Raw genomic sequence first — 15,641 nt, 5'->3', positions numbered from 1 at the left:
CCTGCCGCAACCGGTCAAGCCCCGCCGCTTCACCAGATGTTTCAATCCGGTCAGGAATTGCCCTTCCCCGTCATAAAAGCACGCAGGAGGAGGCGGGGGCAGGCCCCCGCCCGCGACGTCACAACACGTAGCGGGAAATATCAGCCGAGCGCGCCAGGCCGCCGACATTCTTTTCGACAAAGGCCTCATCCACCACCACCGCCTCACCCGGGCGGTCCGGCGCGGTGAAGGAAAGCTCCTCGAACACCCGCTCCATCACCGTGTAAAGCCTGCGTGCCCCGATATTCTCGACCGAGCGGTTCACCTCGGCCGCGAGCGCCGCAATCGTCGCGATCCCGTCTTCGGTAAAGCTGACCGCCACCTCTTCGGTCGCCATCAGCCCGGTATATTGCCGGGTCAGCGCATTGTCAGTCTCGGTCAGGATCCGGACAAAATCACCCTCGGTCAGCGCCTCAAGCTCGACCCGGATCGGCAGACGGCCCTGCAATTCAGGCAGCAGGTCCGAGGGTTTGGCGATATGGAAGGCGCCAGAGGCGATGAACAGGATATGATCGGTCTTCACCGGCCCGTATTTGGTCGAAACGGTTGTTCCTTCTATCAGCGGCAGCAGATCACGCTGCACGCCTTCGCGGGACACATCGGCGCCGCGGGCCTCGGATTTGGCGCAGATCTTGTCGATCTCATCAAGAAAAACGATACCATCGGCCTGCACCACCTGCAGCGCGCGCGCCTTCACCGCCTCGTCATCCAGAAGCTTGTCGGCCTCCTGGCCCAGCAGCAGATCATAGCTGTCCGCCACCGTGACCCGCTTTTTTGTCGAGCGCTGAAACGCCTTGCCGAACATCTCCTGCAGGCCCTGAAGCTGCATCTCCATCCCCTGGCCGCCGCCCATCATCGGCATGGCGGGCACCGGGTCCTGGACCTCGATCTCGATCATGGTCTCGTCCAGCTCACCCGAGCGCAGCTTTTTGCGAAACATCTCGCGGGTCTGGTCGCGTGCATCCTTGCCGGCAATCGCCTCGATCACCCGCTCCTCGGCGGCGCGTTTCGCCTTTTCGCGCACCTCATCGCGCATCATCGCGCGGGTATCGACGATGGCGACATCCATCAGATCACGGATGATGCTTTCCACATCGCGGCCGACATAGCCGACTTCGGTGAATTTAGTCGCCTCGACCTTGAGGAACGGCGCTTTCGCGAGCTTCGCCAGCCGGCGCGAAATCTCGGTTTTCCCGACCCCGGTCGGCCCGATCATCAGGATGTTCTTCGGGTAAACCTCGTCGATCAGATCGGCGGCGAGGCGGTTCCTGCGCCAGCGATTGCGCAAGGCCACAGCCACGGCGCGCTTGGCATCTGCCTGGCCGATGATGAAACGGTCCAGTTCCGAGACGATTTCGCGGGGGGTCAGGTCGGTCATACTTCAGGCCTCGAATAGGGAGGAAGCCGGTCTTTGCCGGGAAAGTCGGGAAGGGTGCGCATCAGCCAGCCGCGCAGCTGCACCCACCAGGTGCCGATGGCGGTGATCAGCGCGCCCAGAAGCAGCAGCGCAAAGGCCCAGGAGCCGAAATCGCCGCCCCCCGTCGCCCAGACGATCACGAAGGCCATATAGCCAATGGCAGCCGAGACAAACGAGCGCCGGTCGATCACCAGCGCCAGCCCGGTGATGATCAGCAGCGCGACCAGCAAAAGCACCATGCCACCCGAGCCGTAGAGCGTCACCGCCACGGTATTGACCAGCGCGAAAGCCGCCAGCAGATGCAGCCAGAAGGCCGTTGCGGCATTCCTTCCCAGCCGGTGCGGGTCGCGCATGTCAAACCACATCCCCGCAAGGAAAGCCGCGATCCCGAAGCCCAGCGTCGCGAAAGCAAAGGCCGGGCTTTCGCGCAGATCAAAGAGCCCGTTCATGCCGCCGGAACGCGTCCCGATGGCGAGCCCGATCAGCGCATCGGTCGAGGTGGTCAGCGCATAAAGCGTCAAAAGCGCAAATCCGCCCAGCACGAACATCGAAAACGGCAAGCGGAACCGGCGATACCAGGCCGCCATGCCCAAAGTCGCCACCAGTGGCGGCAGCATCAGAAGGCCCCGGGACGGCTGGCCGGCGTTTTGCAACACAAGTGTGGTGACCGCGATCAGCAAACCGCCGCCAAAAACCAGTGCCAGCACCATCGACGGCAGGTTCATCCGCCGCCTCAGCGTGAAATACTCTGCCCACCACCAGGCGATCCCTGCCGCAATCAGCGGCAGAACAATGGCGATTGTCGCGCCTCCGGCCCAGGCGATCCAGGAAAGCGTGCCTGAGAGCAGGATGATCAGGCCAAGCGAGATGAAGATCTCGGAAAAGCCTTTGAAAAACTCAAAAGGCTCGTCCTCCGCCGGCATTGCCGCGCGCCGGCCGGCGCGGGCCGCGACCAAGGTCGACAGGGACGCGGCCTGAGCCTCGGTCAGGATACCGGCCTGAACGCCGGCGCGAAGGTCATCAGAGGTCATTTGCGGATCGTCTCCACCGTCAGATTGCCATTGGTGTAGACGCAGATCGACGCGGCAATCGCCATGGCTTTGCGCGCCACATCCTCGGCCGGCAGATCGCTCTCCATCAGCCCGCGCGCGGCGGCGAGCGCGAAATTTCCGCCCGAGCCGATGGCCGCGACATCATGTTCCGGCTCCAGCACATCCCCCGCGCCGGTCAGCACGTAAAGCTGGTCACCATCGGTCACGATCAGCATCGCTTCGAGATTGCGCAGATATTTGTCCATCCGCCAGTCTTTCGCGAGATCGACACAGGCCCGCGCGAGCTGCCCTGGCGCCGCTTCAAGCTTTTTCTCAAGCCGCTCAAGCAGGGTGAACGCATCCGCCGTCGAACCGGCAAAGCCTACCACCACATCATGCCCGCCAGGGGAAAGCCTGCGCACTTTGCGCGCCGTTCCCTTGATCACCGTCTGGCCCAGACTGACCTGGCCATCCCCCGCCACCACAACCTCGCCCCCCCGCCGCACGGCGAGGATCGTGGTCCCGTGCCAGCCGGGGAATTTGTCGTCAGCCATGGGAATGCCCTTCGCATTGTTCCGTGCCCCTATATGGAGCGCCGGCCGGACTGGCACAAGTCAGCGGCGTAAGGCTGGACTTCCGGGGGGCAGACGGCCATGATCACCTGTCTTTCATGACCCCGACCCAGGCGAGCCGATGTCCAGCCCGATTTCCAGCCGGAACCTACCGAATATCACGGCGCTGTTCCCGGTGCTGATCGGAACCTGCGCCCGCAATGGCTTCGGGTTGCCACGCCGCTGAGCCGGCGGGCAACCCCCTTCTCTGAACCTGCTTGATTTTGACAGACCGCGCCTGGCGCGGCTTCAGCTATGGGACAGCCATGACAGTCTGGAACGATCTGGCCCGCGCCACCAATGCGGCGGGCGATGAAATCCTTTTGCGCCAGCGGGATAGCCTTTACGAGATCCGCTATAACGGCATCGAGCTGATGTCGAACCTCAACCATCAGTCCGAAGCGGTGCTGGCGACCCGCGCGCTGCGTCTGCTGGGCCGTGCGCCGCGCGATGTGCTGATCGCAGGCCTTGGCATGGGCTACACTTTGCGCGCGGCGCTGGATCTGCTGGGACCAGGGGCGCAGGTGACGGTATGCGAACTGGTGCCGGAAATCGTCGCCTGGAATCACGGGCGGCTCTCGCATCTCGCCGGTCATCCGCTGACCGATCCGCGCGTAAGCGTTGAAATCGCCGATGTGACAACGGTTCTGGCGCGCAATCCGGGCCGGTTCGACGTGATCCTGATGGATACCGATAACGGGCCGGATACTCTGGTGCGGGAAACCAATGGCGCGATCTATACCGAAAGCGGCCTGAGCCGCAGCCGGGGGGCGCTGGCCAAAGGCGGTATTGCCGCTTTCTGGTCGGCCGAGATCGCCCCCGGCTTTGAGCAGCGTCTGACCCGGCAGGGCTGGCCCTGGCGGCGCGATGATATCGCGCTGATGCCGGGGCGGGTCGATGCAATGCATCACATCTATTTCGCCGCTGATGACGCGGCGGCTCTGGGCCTGAAAAAGGCCGCCTGAAACGCAAACGGCCCCGGGGTTTCCCGGGGCCGTCCGCATTCGTCCGACAGATCAGATTGCCGCCTTGATCCAGTTGTCGAGCGCGGCTTTCGGCGCGGCGCCGACCTTGTTCGACACAACCTGGCCATCCTTGAACAGGAACAGAGCCGGGATACCCCGCACGCCAAGCGCCGCCGGGCTTTCCGGGTTCTCGTCGACATTGACCTTCACGATCTTGACCTTGCCGGCATATTCGGTCGCCAGCTCTTCCAGAGCCGGGCCGATCATCCGGCACGGGCCGCACCATTCGGCCCAGAAATCCACCACCACCGGCACGTCCGACTGGCGGACTTCGGCGTCGAAAGTGGCATCAGTAACAGCGACAGTTGCAGCGCCCATGGGGGTCTCTCCTGAGAATTGGGTTATATGGAAGCTAGGTTTGACCCTGGCGAACGTCAAGGACCGGTCCGGATGATCAGACCTGCGCGCGCTGCAAGGCAGCCTGGACCCTGGCGGGATCCACCGGCATCAGCCGGGGCACCCTGGTCCAGAGGATCGCCGCCCTGATCTCGCGCCCGGGGTAAATCAGGGCCGCCGCATGGGCATAGGCACCAAGCTGGCGCAGATAGGGCTCGGGGATGCCGTCCTCACCGTCGGGCACCACGGCGTTCGATTTGAAATCGACCACCGTGATGCGGTCGGGCGTGATCACCAGCCGGTCGACCGAACCGGCCAGCCAGCCGCCATTCCAGGGCGCCGAAAGCTCGGCCTCGGCAAGGCTTCCCGGGCCGAACATCCAGGCCAGATCCGGTGCGGTCAGGATCGCCCGCGCCTCACCGAGAAGCGCCTCGCCCGCGCCCAGCCGCGCCGCGAGATGCGGCCAGGCCGCAACCGGCGCCTCGGCCAGATGTTGCAGCAAAAGATGCAGCCTGGTGCCGCGCTCCAGCGGATCGTCTTCCTCGAAATCCAGCACCAGATGGAATCGCCCGCCTTCGACCTTCGCCTCGCCGCCGCCGAGGCCCGAGGGCGACCAGATCCGCGGCGGCGCCACCGCGCCCGGCAGCGGCGCAAGGCTGAGCGCATGCGGCACCTCTGGCGCGGCTGCCGCCGCAGGCGCATCCCCCGGCCAGTCGCCAAAGCCCAGACGGATGCGCCCGTCCTCGCCCGGCACAGCGCCCAGAGCCTCCGCCCCGGTCAGCACAGAATGATGCCATGATCCCGGCCCCGCCTCGCCCGCCGCCGCAACGATCAGCCAGTGCTTTGCCCGCGTCATCGCGACGTAGAGCAGCCGCAGGTTTTCGGCCTCACGCGCCGCCGCGCGGGCGGCTTTGGTCTCGGCGACCAAGCCGGTATCTTCTGCCTTGCGCCCCGACCAGGTGACCATGCCCTCACCGATCGCGAGGATCATGTCCTTGTCGGTCAGCCGCCGGTCGCCGGTATCGGGCAGGATCACCACCGGCGCCTCAAGGCCCTTCGATCCATGCACCGTCATGACGCGGATAAGCCGCCCCTCGCCCTCGGCCTGGCGCTTGACCTCGACCTCGCCGGCCTCCATCCAGACCAGAAACCCGGTCAGGCTGGGCACTTCGCCGCGCTCATAGGCCAGCGCCTGCTGGCTCAGCTCGTCAATCGCATCCGCCGCTTCATCGCCCATCCGGCCCAGGAGCTTTGCGCGCCCCTGATGCCGCGTCAGCACCCGGTCCAGCAGATCATAGGGCCGCATATATTCGGCAAGCTTCCTCAGATCATCCAGCACCGACAGCGTCCCGGGCTCGTCGAGATGGCGCAGACGCTCCCAGAGATAGCCCTTGCGCCCATGCGCCAGCGCGTAAAGCCGCGCTTCGGACCAGCCGAACAGCGGCGAGCGCAGCACCTGGGCCAGTGCCAGATCATCCTCGGGCGTGTTGAGGAAGGACAAGAGCGCCAGCAGGTCACGCACCGCCAGCTCGCCGGTCAAAGTCAGCCGGTCCGGTCCGGCAATCGGCAGGCCAGCGGTCTTGCAGGCGCGGATCACCGCGTTGAAGATCGGCCCGCGCCGCTGCACGAGGATCAGGAAATCCCCGGCATGAACCGGACGGAACCCGCCAGGCGCGCGGTGATCCGGGATCTGCCGTCCCGCCGCAATCATCGCCGCTATCTCAGCCGCGATCTGACGGGCCAGCACTTCTGTCGCGTCTTCCTCGCCGACCTGATCGATGGGGTCGAACCACTCGCCCGGCTCCGGGTCTTCGGGTTTCGGGACCACCGGCCAGACCTCCACCCGTCCGGGCAGCGCCTCGTGGAAAGGGCGGTGGCGGAAGGCGCCGCCAAGCGCCGCCTCGGCCTCGCCCGGGAAGGACTGATCGACCAGATCCAGCAGCGCGCGAGACGAGCGGAAAGAATATTCCAGCGCCTGTTCGGTGACCGGCACACCCGCCGCCGCAAAACCTTGCGCGAAACGGGTTTTCACCGCATCAAACCCCGCCACATCGGCGCCCTGGAAAGAATAGATCGACTGTTTCTTGTCACCGACCACGAAAAGCGACCGCTCGGTGTCGCGCGCGCCTTCCCCGGCCATGAACTCTTCTGTCAGCGCCGCGATGATCTTCCATTGCGCGGGCGAAGTGTCCTGGGCCTCATCAACCAGCACATGGTCGATAGAGCCATCAAGGCGGTACAGCACCCAGGGCGCCACACTCGGGTCGGTCAGCAAGGCCGTCGCGCGGGTGATGAAATCATCGAAATCGAGCCAGCCATGCGTGGCTTTCGCGCCCTCATAGCGGCGCAGGAAATCGGCGGCGAACCGGTGCAGCGCCAGCGCCTTGCGGAACGCGCCAAGGCCAAGCCGCAACGCCCGCCCGCCTTCGACCCGGCGCATCAGGGATTGCAGCCCGTCGAGATGAGTGCCCAGCGTCAATCGGCAGTCTTTGGTCGGGAAAGTGTCCAGCTTTGCGCCAAACGGCGCTTTCGCCGTGGCACCAAACAGGAACAGCCCCTCCAGCACCGGCAGAGCCGCGATCCCCAGCGCGGGCAAAGCCGCAAGTGCAGTCCCGGCCTTCTGATCGGTCACCTTTGACGAGGACATCAGCACCGGCGCCACCGCCGCCAGCATGGCCTGATCACCCGGCCCGAAGACCTCCTCCTCCAGCGCCGCCTCATCAAGGCCCGGCGGCAGCCCGAACGCCACCCGCAGCGCGGCCTCTTCCGGCACCTGCATCAGCTCGGCCCGCATCCCGGTGAGTTTTGCGAGGAAAGGATCGATCCGCTCGCCCACCTCGGGCAGGATCGCCTCGAACAGGCCGCGCGCCTCGCCTTCGGCCATTTCCTCAAGGATCTGATTGCGCAGAAGTTCCGCCGACCGGTCATCAAGCTCGCTGAAAGACGGGCTGACCCCGGCCTCCAGCGGAAAGCGCCGCAACAGACCGGCGCAGAAGGAGTGAATGGTCTGAATGCGGATGCCGCCCGGCGTCTCGATGGCGCGGGCAAAGAGCTGGCGGGCGCGTTTCAGCGCGGCTTCCGACAGATCGCCGCCTTCGCCCAGATCGCCAAGGTTCCGGCGCAGCCCCGCATCCGGCGCCATCGCCCATTCCCCCAGCCGGCGGAAGAGACGGTTCTGCATCTCTGCGGCGGCGGCCTTGGTATAGGTCAGGCAGAGGATATTCTGCGGGTCGGTGCCGCGCAGCAAAAGCCGCGCCACCCTGTCGGTCAGCACCTTGGTCTTGCCAGACCCCGCGTTGGCCACCAGCCAGACATTGACCGAAGGATCTGCCGCCGCGATCTGCGCCAGGGATGCCGGATGCTGGGTCATGGCATATCCTCCGGTTCGGCCTGTTCAGTGATGTCCCATTCGCCAAACCGCGCGAGATCATCATAATCGCTGTGCTCGCGCGCGCCCAGCATGGCCTGGCGCGCGGTATAGCCCCGCTCAGGGTCTTCCCAGGCGCGGATCAGGCGGCGGAATTCTTCCAGCAGCCGGTGCAGGTCATCGGGGCCGAGAACCGCCGAGATCGTCTTCAGATCGGCCGCGAGGCGGATATAGGCGATCTCGACCTCATCGGGGAAACCGGCCTCGGGAAAGCCGCCAAGGCTCGCCATCACCGCCGCCAGATGCAGCTGTTTCGCGAACGCCGCCTGTTGCTTTTCCGTCGGCGGCGCGCCGGTCTTGTAATCGACGATCCTGAGCTTGCCCTCGGCTGTCACATCCAGCCGGTCGGGCTTGCCGACCAGCACGAAATCCGGGTCCTTCAGCTCGACCCGGTATTTCTGTTCCAGCGAGACCACCTCGCCGCCCTCGGCCAAAAGCCCCTGCACGAAGGGCATCGCCAGTTCTGCCATCCGCGCCCGCCAGATCGCTCGCATCGCGGGCCAGGCCACGTCTTCCTCAAGCACCCGGTCGGTGATCCGCATCAGCGCGGCTGCGGCGTCAGCAGCCGTGGGCGGCAGGCCTTCGCGCAAAAGCGCCTCGGGCACCTTATGCAGGATCTCGCCCCTGAGCCGCGCATCCGCCATCGGGCGCAGAGGCATCAGCGGGCGCAGCCGCAACAGGTGCCGCGCATAGATCGCATAGGGGTCGCGGATCAGCTTTTCGATCTCGGTCAGCGACAGCGATTTCGGGCGGTCCGCCACCTTCGGGCGCGGCGAGGGGCGGCGCGCGCGCGCCGAGAGGATCGGCGCCCCCACAAGGCCCGCATCCCGGATCAGCCGGTCGCCGCGCGCTTTCATCGCGGCAAGCGCGACGCGCCCGCCCTGATCTGGCAGACCATCGAGCAGGTTCATCAGCCGGTTCAGCCAGCGGGACGGCACGGTTTCAGCCTCGGCATTCCTGTGCGCGTGGCTCAGCACCACTTCGGGCGCCGCGACCGCCATCTGGAAGTCATGTGCCGAAAGCCCGATGCGGCGCTCGGGCAGCAAAAGCCCCAGCTCCATCCGCATCTTGCGGTTCAGCCAGGGGTCCGGGTCGGGCTGCGCCGGCCAGACGCCCTCGGTCAGACCGGCGAGCACCACAAGATCCGCGCCCTGGACCCGCGCTTCCTGGGCGCCAAGGATCACGATCCGCTCATCCGCCGGGATCAGGCTGCGCACCTGGGCGCGGTTGATCACCCCATCCGCCAGCGCGGCATAATCGCCAAGGCCGAGATGCAGCGCCCCGGGCGCCTCGGCGGCGAGGTCTTCGATCACGCCGAGCGCCGCTTCGCCCGCCGCATCCTGCCAAAGCCGCCCGGTGCCCGCGTCGGTGCCGCGCGCGAAAGCCTCGGCCAGCGCGCGGTGCCGGGTGATCAGATCGGGGAGGGGTGCCGGGGTGCAGGCCTCCAGCTCTGCCAGCACCGCGCCGAGCCAGTCCGCCCAGGGGGCGGCGAAGGGATCGCGCTGCTCTGCCGCCCAGGCCTGCAGCGAGGCGAGATCAGGATAGGCCGGACCGCGCGCCCTGAGCCGCAGTTCCAGCTCATGTGTCAGCCGCAGATGCGGGCCGCGCTGATCGGTCGAGAAGCACAAAGGGTGTTTCAGCAGCGTCAGCACCTCATCTGCCATCAGCCGCTTGCCCATGCCGCGCGCGACCAGCCGCAGCATCCGCCCCGCCGGGCTGTGGATCAGCGGCGAACCGGCGGAATCGTCCGGGACCAGCCGCCAGCGGTCCAGCGCCGCCGTCACCCGCCGCGTGAGGTCACGGTCCGGTGTCAAAAGCGCCGCGCGTTTTCCCGCCGCCACCGCCTCGCGCAGACAAAGGGCAATCGCCTGGGCCTCGTCACGCGGGCTCGCGGCCTCGATCAGGGTCATGCGCGCGGTTGCGGCCTGCAAATCGCCCAGTTCCGGCCCCTGAGCGATCCATTGATCGGTGACCGGCGCCGGACGAAGCGCCAGCGAAATCAGCCGGCCCCGCGCCGGATCGGGGGCGCCCTGACCGTCCCAGTCCTGCACATTGCCAGGGCCAAGGCCCAGCGTCTGCATCAGCCGGTGATAGCGATATTGCGGGTGATCCTCCTGGCCGGTCCCGTCAGCAAGGCTGGCCCAGACCTCCTCCGGCTGATCGAAATCAAAGCCCGGCACCAGGATCGCGCCCTGCGGCAGACGCGCCACTGCCTGCATCAGCAAAGCCGAGGTTCCGCGCGAGCCGGTCGATCCGGCGACAATCACCGGATCGGGGGTCGGTGCCGCCTCCCAAGCGCTGATCTGCGCCAAAAGCGCAAGCCGCAACCGCGCCTCACTGTCCGGCGCCGCACCTTCGGTGAAAAACTGCGCGATCAGCGAGACGAAACGCCGGGTGCGCGACCAATGCGCGGCATGGCCCTCGATATCAAGGAGGTCAAGCGCGCCCGGATCCACCTCTTCCGCCCGCATCTCATCCATCAGCCCAGCAAGGCTGTCGGCCAGGTCATAAAGCGCGTGACGCGGCGCGAGATCGGGCTCTGCCGCCAGCAGCCGGTCGATCAGCACCGCCAGTTCCAGCCGCCGCCCCAAAGGCGAGGCGGCCTCGACCTGGCCAGTCAGCAAAGGATCATTCCCCGGTTCCGACACCAGTTTCAGCCGGGGCAGGAAACCGGCGCCCTGGGCCAGCAGCGTCTCGCGCAAGCGGCGACGCATCCGCTGGCTGTTCAGATAGACCGTCACCCGCGCCATGGCCTCGGGCGGCTGGCCCTCAAGCCGCGTGCGCAGGCCCGCCGCCAGCCTCGCTGGGAAATCAGCGCCGGGGGGCAGGCCGAAGAGGCGGGGTCCGGATCCGGGAAACATCATGACGCCAGCAAAGCCTCAGCCTCGGCGAGGCCCTCGGGGCTGCCGACATCGCACCAGCCGCCCTCCCAGATCAGACCGTACGCGCGTTCGTTGCGGATCATGTCATCCCAGGCGAGGTTCAGGGAAAACACCCGCTCAGGATGGCTTAACAGCCAGTCCGTACGCAGGATCTGCGCGCCGAGATAGACCATGCCATTCGGGTCAAGGTCTTCGCCGGTCTCGCTGTCGCGGCGCATCCGCGTCAGGCGGCCATCCGCGCCCAGCGAGAAATCTGCCCCGCCCTTGCGGCCCGGCAGGCCCTCGCGCGGCTTTACCAGCAGCAGCGCCCCCATCTGCAAAGGGTCCCAGGCCTGCGACAGCGCGCTGAGCGGATTGCCCCCCGTCCAGACCACATCCGGGTTGAGCGTCATCACCGCGCCATGGCCAAGTGCCGGCAGCGCCGCCTTCAGCCCGCCGCCGGTCTCGAGGATCTCGGGTTCATGGCTGATGCGGACCGGGCGGCCCCTCAGATGATCGGCGATCTGCTGCGAGAGGTAATGCGTATTGACCACCACCGGGTCGCAGCCTGCCCCGGCCCCCAGATCCAGCGCGCGGTCGAGGAGGCTCTGCCCGGCGACCTCGATCAGAGGCTTCGGTCGGTTCCGGGTCAGCTCTCGCATGCGGGTTCCGAAACCGGCGGCAAAGACCATCAGGGGGAAGGCGGGCTGCATGACCTGATCCTTTCAATGATGGCGGGCGTGGGGTCTGGCAGGAGAGCGAGGGTTTCACCGCGCAGTTCCGCCAGGACCGGATGGGCGAGGTTGCGCAGCAGCTGGCCCCAGACCCGGGGCAGAAAGGCAAGATAGCGATCCTTGCCCGCCACCATGGTCAGCCGCGCGAAAATCCCGATGATCCGCAGCGCCCGAAGCGCGCCAAGCGTGGCATAGGCCGCCGTGATATCGCCCCGCCCTGTCTCTCGCGCGAAATGCGCAACCATCGCGGCCTCGACCCCGGGCGACACGTCACGCCGCGCATCCTGCAACAAGGATACGAGATCATATTCCGGTTGGCCAAGCTGACCGAGCTGGAAATCCAGCAGCCCGACCCGTGCGACACCCTGACGATCGGGCAGCCAGAGAAGGTTCTCGGCATGGTAATCGCGCAGGATCAGGACACGCGGCCCGTCGGCATGGGCGCGGATTGCGACCTCGAGCGCCTTCAGGAACGGCGTCGCATCGGGGCGTGTGCCGGTGGCGGCAAAGCCATAGAATTCCGGCGCCAGAGCGGCTGACGCGGCCCAGTCCTCCGCACTCAGATCTGGCAAAGGGCTGGGCGGCGCAGCGCCTTGCAGGCGGATCAGCACATCCACCGCCGCCGTATAAAGCGGCAGTTCCGCTGCGGCATCGGCCTCGAGCAGCCGTGCATAGATCCCGTCACCGAGATCCTCGATCAGCATGAGGCCCTGCGCCTCATCCATCGCAAGGGTCAAAGGAGGCGAGAGGCCAAGCCCCGCCAGATGCGCGCCGATCCGGTGGAAATCGCCGATATCATCGCCACATCCGGGCGGTGCATCCATCAGAACCGCGCGCTGATCGCCCAGCACCAGCCGCTCATAGGACCTGGCCGAGGCATCCCCCGCGAGATGACTGCGCCAGGCCGCAGCCCAGCCGGCCCGGGCCAGGAACTCTGTCTTTGCAACCTCTCTCATGGCGCCCCAGCGAGGCAGGCGAGGAAACCCTCCGGCCCGGTGACCAGCAGCCGCCGCCCTTCCCCCTCATAGGACAGCGTCACGCGGATCGCCTCGTCAGGCGCATAGTGCCCCAGCCTGTCGGGCCATTCGATCAGCAGGATGTCGCGCCCGATGGCTTCGGCGAGGCCCAGTTCTTCGACCTCGCCAATATGGCTCAGCCGGTAGAGGTCGGCATGCCAGACCTCGCCGGCTTCGGTCTCGTAGCTTTGCACCAGGGTGAAAGTGGGCGAAGGCACGTCGATTTCAGCCCCTGCCATGGCGCGGATCGCCGCGCGGGCGAGATGCGACTTCCCGGCGCCAACCGGGCCTTCCAGCAACACGGTCATGCCAGGGCGCAGGCACAGCCCGAACCGCGCCCCGAACAGGCGCGCCGCCTCTTCATCGGGCAGGAACAGATCGACAGATTTCATGGCGCGAGTTTCGGCTTTTGCCCGGTCAGGCGCAAGCCTCAGCCGATCTGACCGCGCCGCCCGGCAGTCTGGCCGCGGTCCAGCAGGATATGATCGAGGATCACACAGGCCATCATCGCCTCACCCACCGGCACCGCGCGGATGCCGACACAGGGGTCGTGGCGGCCCTTGGTCACAAGGTCGAGCTCCTGGCCGAATTCGTTCACGGTGCGGCGCGGCGTCAGGATCGACGAGGTCGGCTTGACCGCAAAGCGGCAGACCACCGGCTGACCGGTGGAAATTCCGCCGAGGATCCCGCCCGCGTGGTTCGACAGGAACTCGACCCCATCCTGGCCCATCCGCATCTCATCGGCATTCTCGACCCCGGTCAGTGCGGCCGAGGCCATGCCATCGCCGATCTCGACACCTTTGACCGCATTGATCGACATCATCGCACTGGCCAGGTCAGAATCCAGCTTGCCATAAAGCGGCGCGCCGATCCCTGGCGGCACGCCCTCGGCCACCACCTCGATCACCGCACCCACCGAATTATGCGACCGGCGCAGATCGTCGAGATAGACCGCCCAGTCCTGCGCCGCGACAATATCAGGGCAGAAGAACGGGTTCTCGCGGATCTGGCCCGCATCAAACCGCAACCGGTCGATCTTTTTCTCGCCCATCTGCACCATATAGCCGGTGATCGACACCCCGGGCGCGATCATGTCGAGAACCGCCCGCGCAACCCCCCCCGCCGCGACCCGCGCCGCCGTCTCCCGCGCCGAAGACCGCCCGCCGCCGCGATAGTCGCGCAGGCCATATTTCAGATGATAGGCGACATCGGCATGACCGGGGCGGAAGGCATGGGCGATCTCGCCATAATCCTTGCTGCGCTGGTCGGTATTCTCGATCATCAGCTGGATCGGCGTGCCGGTCGTCACGCCGTCAAACACGCCCGACAGGATCTTCACCTCATCCGCCTCACGCCGCTGCGTGGTGAATTTCGAGGTGCCGGGTTTCCTCAGATCCAGCCAGGGCTGAATATCGCCCTCGGTCAGCCGCACGCCCGGAGGACAGCCATCCACCGTGCAGCCAAGCGCCGGGCCGTGACTCTCGCCCCAGGTGGTGACGCGGAAGAGATGGCCGAATGTGTTGAGGCTCATGACGGTGCTCCGTGCTGACAGGGCGGGCTGACACAGGCGGCATAGCGCCCGCCCCTTGCAGGTTACAACCTCATTCCACAAAAAAGTGAAGCGCGGGGTTGAAATGGCACCGCCTGCCCCCATTTCACCGATGCGGGCCGGGCCCCTCTGGCACTCAGGGCCAGTTTCTTTCGGGAAACGCCTGGTGTGATGTCGGACCGCATCGGGAAACGCGCCCGATGGATTGCCCGGCATTTTTCCCGATCCGTATCCACGGTTCAGCTGACGGTCATTCCCTCTGGCGCCTTGTGTAAAGGGCTATGGTCGGATGGAAATCCTGCTGACATTGTTTCTGGGCAAGCCGCTTTGGCTCTGGCTCACCTTCCTTGCAATCGTCCTCGTGCTGCTGGTGCTTGACCTCGGCGTCCTGAACAAGGGCGATGAGGAAATCGGCGTCGCGAAAAGCCTGAAGCTCTCGGCCTTTTATGTCACGCTGGGCGTCCTTTTCGCGGGCTTCGTCTGGTGGCAGATCAGTGCCGAGGCGGCCGGCCTCTACCTGACCGCTTTCGTGGTCGAAAAATCCCTGGCGATGGACAATGTTTTCGTCATCGCGATGATCTTCGGCTTCTTCGCGATCCCCCGCAAATACCAGCACAGGGCGCTGTTCTGGGGCATCCTGGGCGTCATTATCCTGCGAGGGCTGATGATCGGCTTTGGCGCGGCTCTGGTGCAGAACTATCACTGGGTGCTCTATATCTTTGCCGCCTTCCTGATCTTCACCGGCCTTAAAATGCTGCTCGCCAAAGAAGATCACGCGCCGGATATCGCCAGAAACCCCCTGCTGAAATTCCTGCGCAAACGCCTCAATGTCACAGACGAGCTGCATGGGCACGCTTTTACCGTGCGCAAGGAAGAGCCCGGGACCGGCAAGCTGAAGCTCTATGCCACACCCCTTCTGTTGGCGCTGATCATGGTGGAAATCGCCGATGTGATCTTCGCGGTAGATTCGGTCCCGGCGGTCTTCGCGATCACCTCTGACCCCTATATCGTCTTCACCTCGAACATCTTCGCGATCCTCGGGCTGCGCGCGCTCTACTTCGCGCTGGCCGCGATCCTGCACCGCTTCGCCTATCTGAAATATGCGCTGGCCGTGCTGCTGATCTTCATCGGCTCCAAGGTCTTTGTCGCCTCGCTGTTGGATCTCGAGAAATTCCCGGCCTCGGTCTCGCTCGGCGTCACTTTCGCGATCCTCGCCACCGGCGTCGTCGTCTCGCTGTGGAAGACCCGCGGCCAGCCAGCTCATGCCACTCTTCCGGGCGAGCCAGGCGACGACCACCCCGCCCGCCCCTGAAGCCGCAAGGGGCGCTGACCGCGCCCCTTCCTCATTTTCTGTCGCTAAATATCCCGGGGGAGAGGCTCGCCAGAGCCTCGGGGGCAGCGCCCCCTCCCCCGGCTGCCCCTTGCACCCCGCCGGCATTCCCCTATGCTCCGCCCCACCTCGGGGTGCCCGTCACGGGCTGAGATGCGTCATGCGGACCCGTTGAACCTGAACCGGCTCATACCGGCGGAGGGAAGGTGCATCGGATCTCCCCTTGCGCATCGCCCCCGTCGCAACAGGAGGACCTCCATGCGCC

12 protein-coding genes and 1 riboswitch are annotated in these 15,641 nt (G+C 66.0%); of the genes, 2 read left to right on the top strand and 10 right to left on the bottom strand.

The window, feature by feature from the left end; translation table 11 throughout:
- Nucleotides 1–118 precede the first annotated feature (118 nt).
- From hslU to hslV, 3 genes are read right to left on the bottom strand one after another with little or no spacing between them, the layout of a single operon-like run.
- Nucleotides 119–1,417 carry an ATP-dependent protease ATPase subunit HslU gene (hslU, locus tag AC4FS3_RS10750; protein WP_283176364.1) on the bottom strand — a complete coding sequence of 433 codons (1,299 nt, stop codon included), beginning with the start codon at nucleotides 1,415–1,417 and terminating at the stop codon, nucleotides 119–121.
- Nucleotides 1,414–2,487 (bottom strand): hypothetical protein, encoded by a 1,074-nt coding sequence (locus AC4FS3_RS10745; protein WP_283176365.1) that lies wholly within the window; start codon nucleotides 2,485–2,487, stop codon nucleotides 1,414–1,416. Before AC4FS3_RS10745 ends, hslU begins: the two co-directional genes overlap by 4 nt.
- Nucleotides 2,484–3,041, bottom strand: a complete 558-nt coding sequence (gene hslV, locus AC4FS3_RS10740; RefSeq protein ID WP_283176366.1) for an ATP-dependent protease subunit HslV — start codon at nucleotides 3,039–3,041, stop codon at nucleotides 2,484–2,486. Before hslV ends, AC4FS3_RS10745 begins: the two co-directional genes overlap by 4 nt.
- A 323-nt stretch (nucleotides 3,042–3,364) precedes the next feature.
- Here hslV and AC4FS3_RS10735 point away from each other — a divergent pair, with 323 nt between their 5' ends.
- On the top strand, nucleotides 3,365–4,063 hold the full coding sequence (locus AC4FS3_RS10735; RefSeq protein WP_491020559.1) for a spermidine synthase: 699 nt from the start codon (nucleotides 3,365–3,367) through the stop codon (nucleotides 4,061–4,063).
- Between the two features lie 51 nt (nucleotides 4,064–4,114).
- Here AC4FS3_RS10735 and trxA read toward each other — a convergent pair whose 3' ends face one another.
- The 7 genes from trxA to aroC form a co-directional block, all read right to left on the bottom strand.
- Entirely contained in the window at nucleotides 4,115–4,441 is a 327-nt protein-coding gene (gene trxA, locus AC4FS3_RS10730; protein WP_092899883.1) for a thioredoxin, read from the bottom strand.
- 76 nt (nucleotides 4,442–4,517) lie between these two features.
- Nucleotides 4,518–7,829 carry a double-strand break repair helicase AddA gene (gene addA, locus AC4FS3_RS10725; RefSeq protein ID WP_491020558.1) on the bottom strand — a complete coding sequence of 1,104 codons (3,312 nt, stop codon included), beginning with the start codon at nucleotides 7,827–7,829 and terminating at the stop codon, nucleotides 4,518–4,520.
- On the bottom strand, nucleotides 7,826–10,750 hold the full coding sequence (gene addB, locus AC4FS3_RS10720; protein ID WP_491020557.1) for a double-strand break repair protein AddB: 2,925 nt from the start codon (nucleotides 10,748–10,750) through the stop codon (nucleotides 7,826–7,828). Before addB ends, addA begins: the two co-directional genes overlap by 4 nt.
- On the bottom strand, nucleotides 10,747–11,460 hold the full coding sequence (locus tag AC4FS3_RS10715; RefSeq protein ID WP_491020556.1) for a nucleotidyltransferase family protein: 714 nt from the start codon (nucleotides 11,458–11,460) through the stop codon (nucleotides 10,747–10,749). The genes addB and AC4FS3_RS10715 overlap by 4 nt, the downstream gene beginning before the upstream one ends.
- Nucleotides 11,439–12,437, bottom strand: coding sequence for an aminoglycoside phosphotransferase family protein (locus AC4FS3_RS10710; protein WP_491020555.1), 999 nt, complete (start codon nucleotides 12,435–12,437; stop codon nucleotides 11,439–11,441). Before AC4FS3_RS10710 ends, AC4FS3_RS10715 begins: the two co-directional genes overlap by 22 nt.
- On the bottom strand, nucleotides 12,434–12,889 hold the full coding sequence (tsaE, locus tag AC4FS3_RS10705; protein ID WP_491020554.1) for a tRNA (adenosine(37)-N6)-threonylcarbamoyltransferase complex ATPase subunit type 1 TsaE: 456 nt from the start codon (nucleotides 12,887–12,889) through the stop codon (nucleotides 12,434–12,436). Before tsaE ends, AC4FS3_RS10710 begins: the two co-directional genes overlap by 4 nt.
- 38 nt (nucleotides 12,890–12,927) lie before the next feature.
- Nucleotides 12,928–14,028 carry a chorismate synthase gene (gene aroC, locus AC4FS3_RS10700; RefSeq protein ID WP_491020553.1) on the bottom strand — a complete coding sequence of 367 codons (1,101 nt, stop codon included), beginning with the start codon at nucleotides 14,026–14,028 and terminating at the stop codon, nucleotides 12,928–12,930.
- 307 nt (nucleotides 14,029–14,335) lie between these two features.
- Here aroC and AC4FS3_RS10695 point away from each other — a divergent pair, with 307 nt between their 5' ends.
- Nucleotides 14,336–15,358 carry a TerC family protein gene (locus AC4FS3_RS10695; protein ID WP_491020552.1) on the top strand — a complete coding sequence of 341 codons (1,023 nt, stop codon included), beginning with the start codon at nucleotides 14,336–14,338 and terminating at the stop codon, nucleotides 15,356–15,358.
- A gap of 138 nt (nucleotides 15,359–15,496) precedes the next feature.
- Nucleotides 15,497–15,597: riboswitch (TPP riboswitch) on the top strand.
- The last annotated feature ends 44 nt before the right edge of the window (nucleotides 15,598–15,641 follow it).

The organism is Pseudogemmobacter sp. TB195, from assembly GCF_058313095.1.
The sequence above is the reverse complement of the archived record's forward strand: the minus strand, read 5'-3'. Positions and strand labels throughout refer to the sequence as shown.

Excerpts from the sequence above, each read along its gene's own strand:
- hslV (WP_283176366.1), bottom strand. The coding sequence starts at position 3,041 with ATGGCTGACGACAAATTCCCCGGCTGGCACGGGACCACGATCCTCGCC.
- AC4FS3_RS10745 (WP_283176365.1), bottom strand. The coding sequence starts at position 2,487 with ATGACCTCTGATGACCTTCGCGCCGGCGTTCAGGCCGGTATCCTGACC.
- hslU (WP_283176364.1), bottom strand. The coding sequence starts at position 1,417 with ATGACCGACCTGACCCCCCGCGAAATCGTCTCGGAACTGGACCGTTTC.
- addB (WP_491020557.1), bottom strand. The coding sequence starts at position 10,750 with ATGATGTTTCCCGGATCCGGACCCCGCCTCTTCGGCCTGCCCCCCGGC.
- aroC (WP_491020553.1), bottom strand. The coding sequence starts at position 14,028 with ATGAGCCTCAACACATTCGGCCATCTCTTCCGCGTCACCACCTGGGGC.
- addA (WP_491020558.1), bottom strand. The coding sequence starts at position 7,829 with ATGACCCAGCATCCGGCATCCCTGGCGCAGATCGCGGCGGCAGATCCT.
- AC4FS3_RS10710 (WP_491020555.1), bottom strand. The coding sequence starts at position 12,437 with ATGAGAGAGGTTGCAAAGACAGAGTTCCTGGCCCGGGCCGGCTGGGCT.
- AC4FS3_RS10715 (WP_491020556.1), bottom strand. The coding sequence starts at position 11,460 with ATGCAGCCCGCCTTCCCCCTGATGGTCTTTGCCGCCGGTTTCGGAACC.
- AC4FS3_RS10695 (WP_491020552.1), top strand. The coding sequence starts at position 14,336 with ATGGAAATCCTGCTGACATTGTTTCTGGGCAAGCCGCTTTGGCTCTGG.
- trxA (WP_092899883.1), bottom strand. The coding sequence starts at position 4,441 with ATGGGCGCTGCAACTGTCGCTGTTACTGATGCCACTTTCGACGCCGAA.
- tsaE (WP_491020554.1), bottom strand. The coding sequence starts at position 12,889 with ATGAAATCTGTCGATCTGTTCCTGCCCGATGAAGAGGCGGCGCGCCTG.
- AC4FS3_RS10735 (WP_491020559.1), top strand. The coding sequence starts at position 3,365 with ATGACAGTCTGGAACGATCTGGCCCGCGCCACCAATGCGGCGGGCGAT.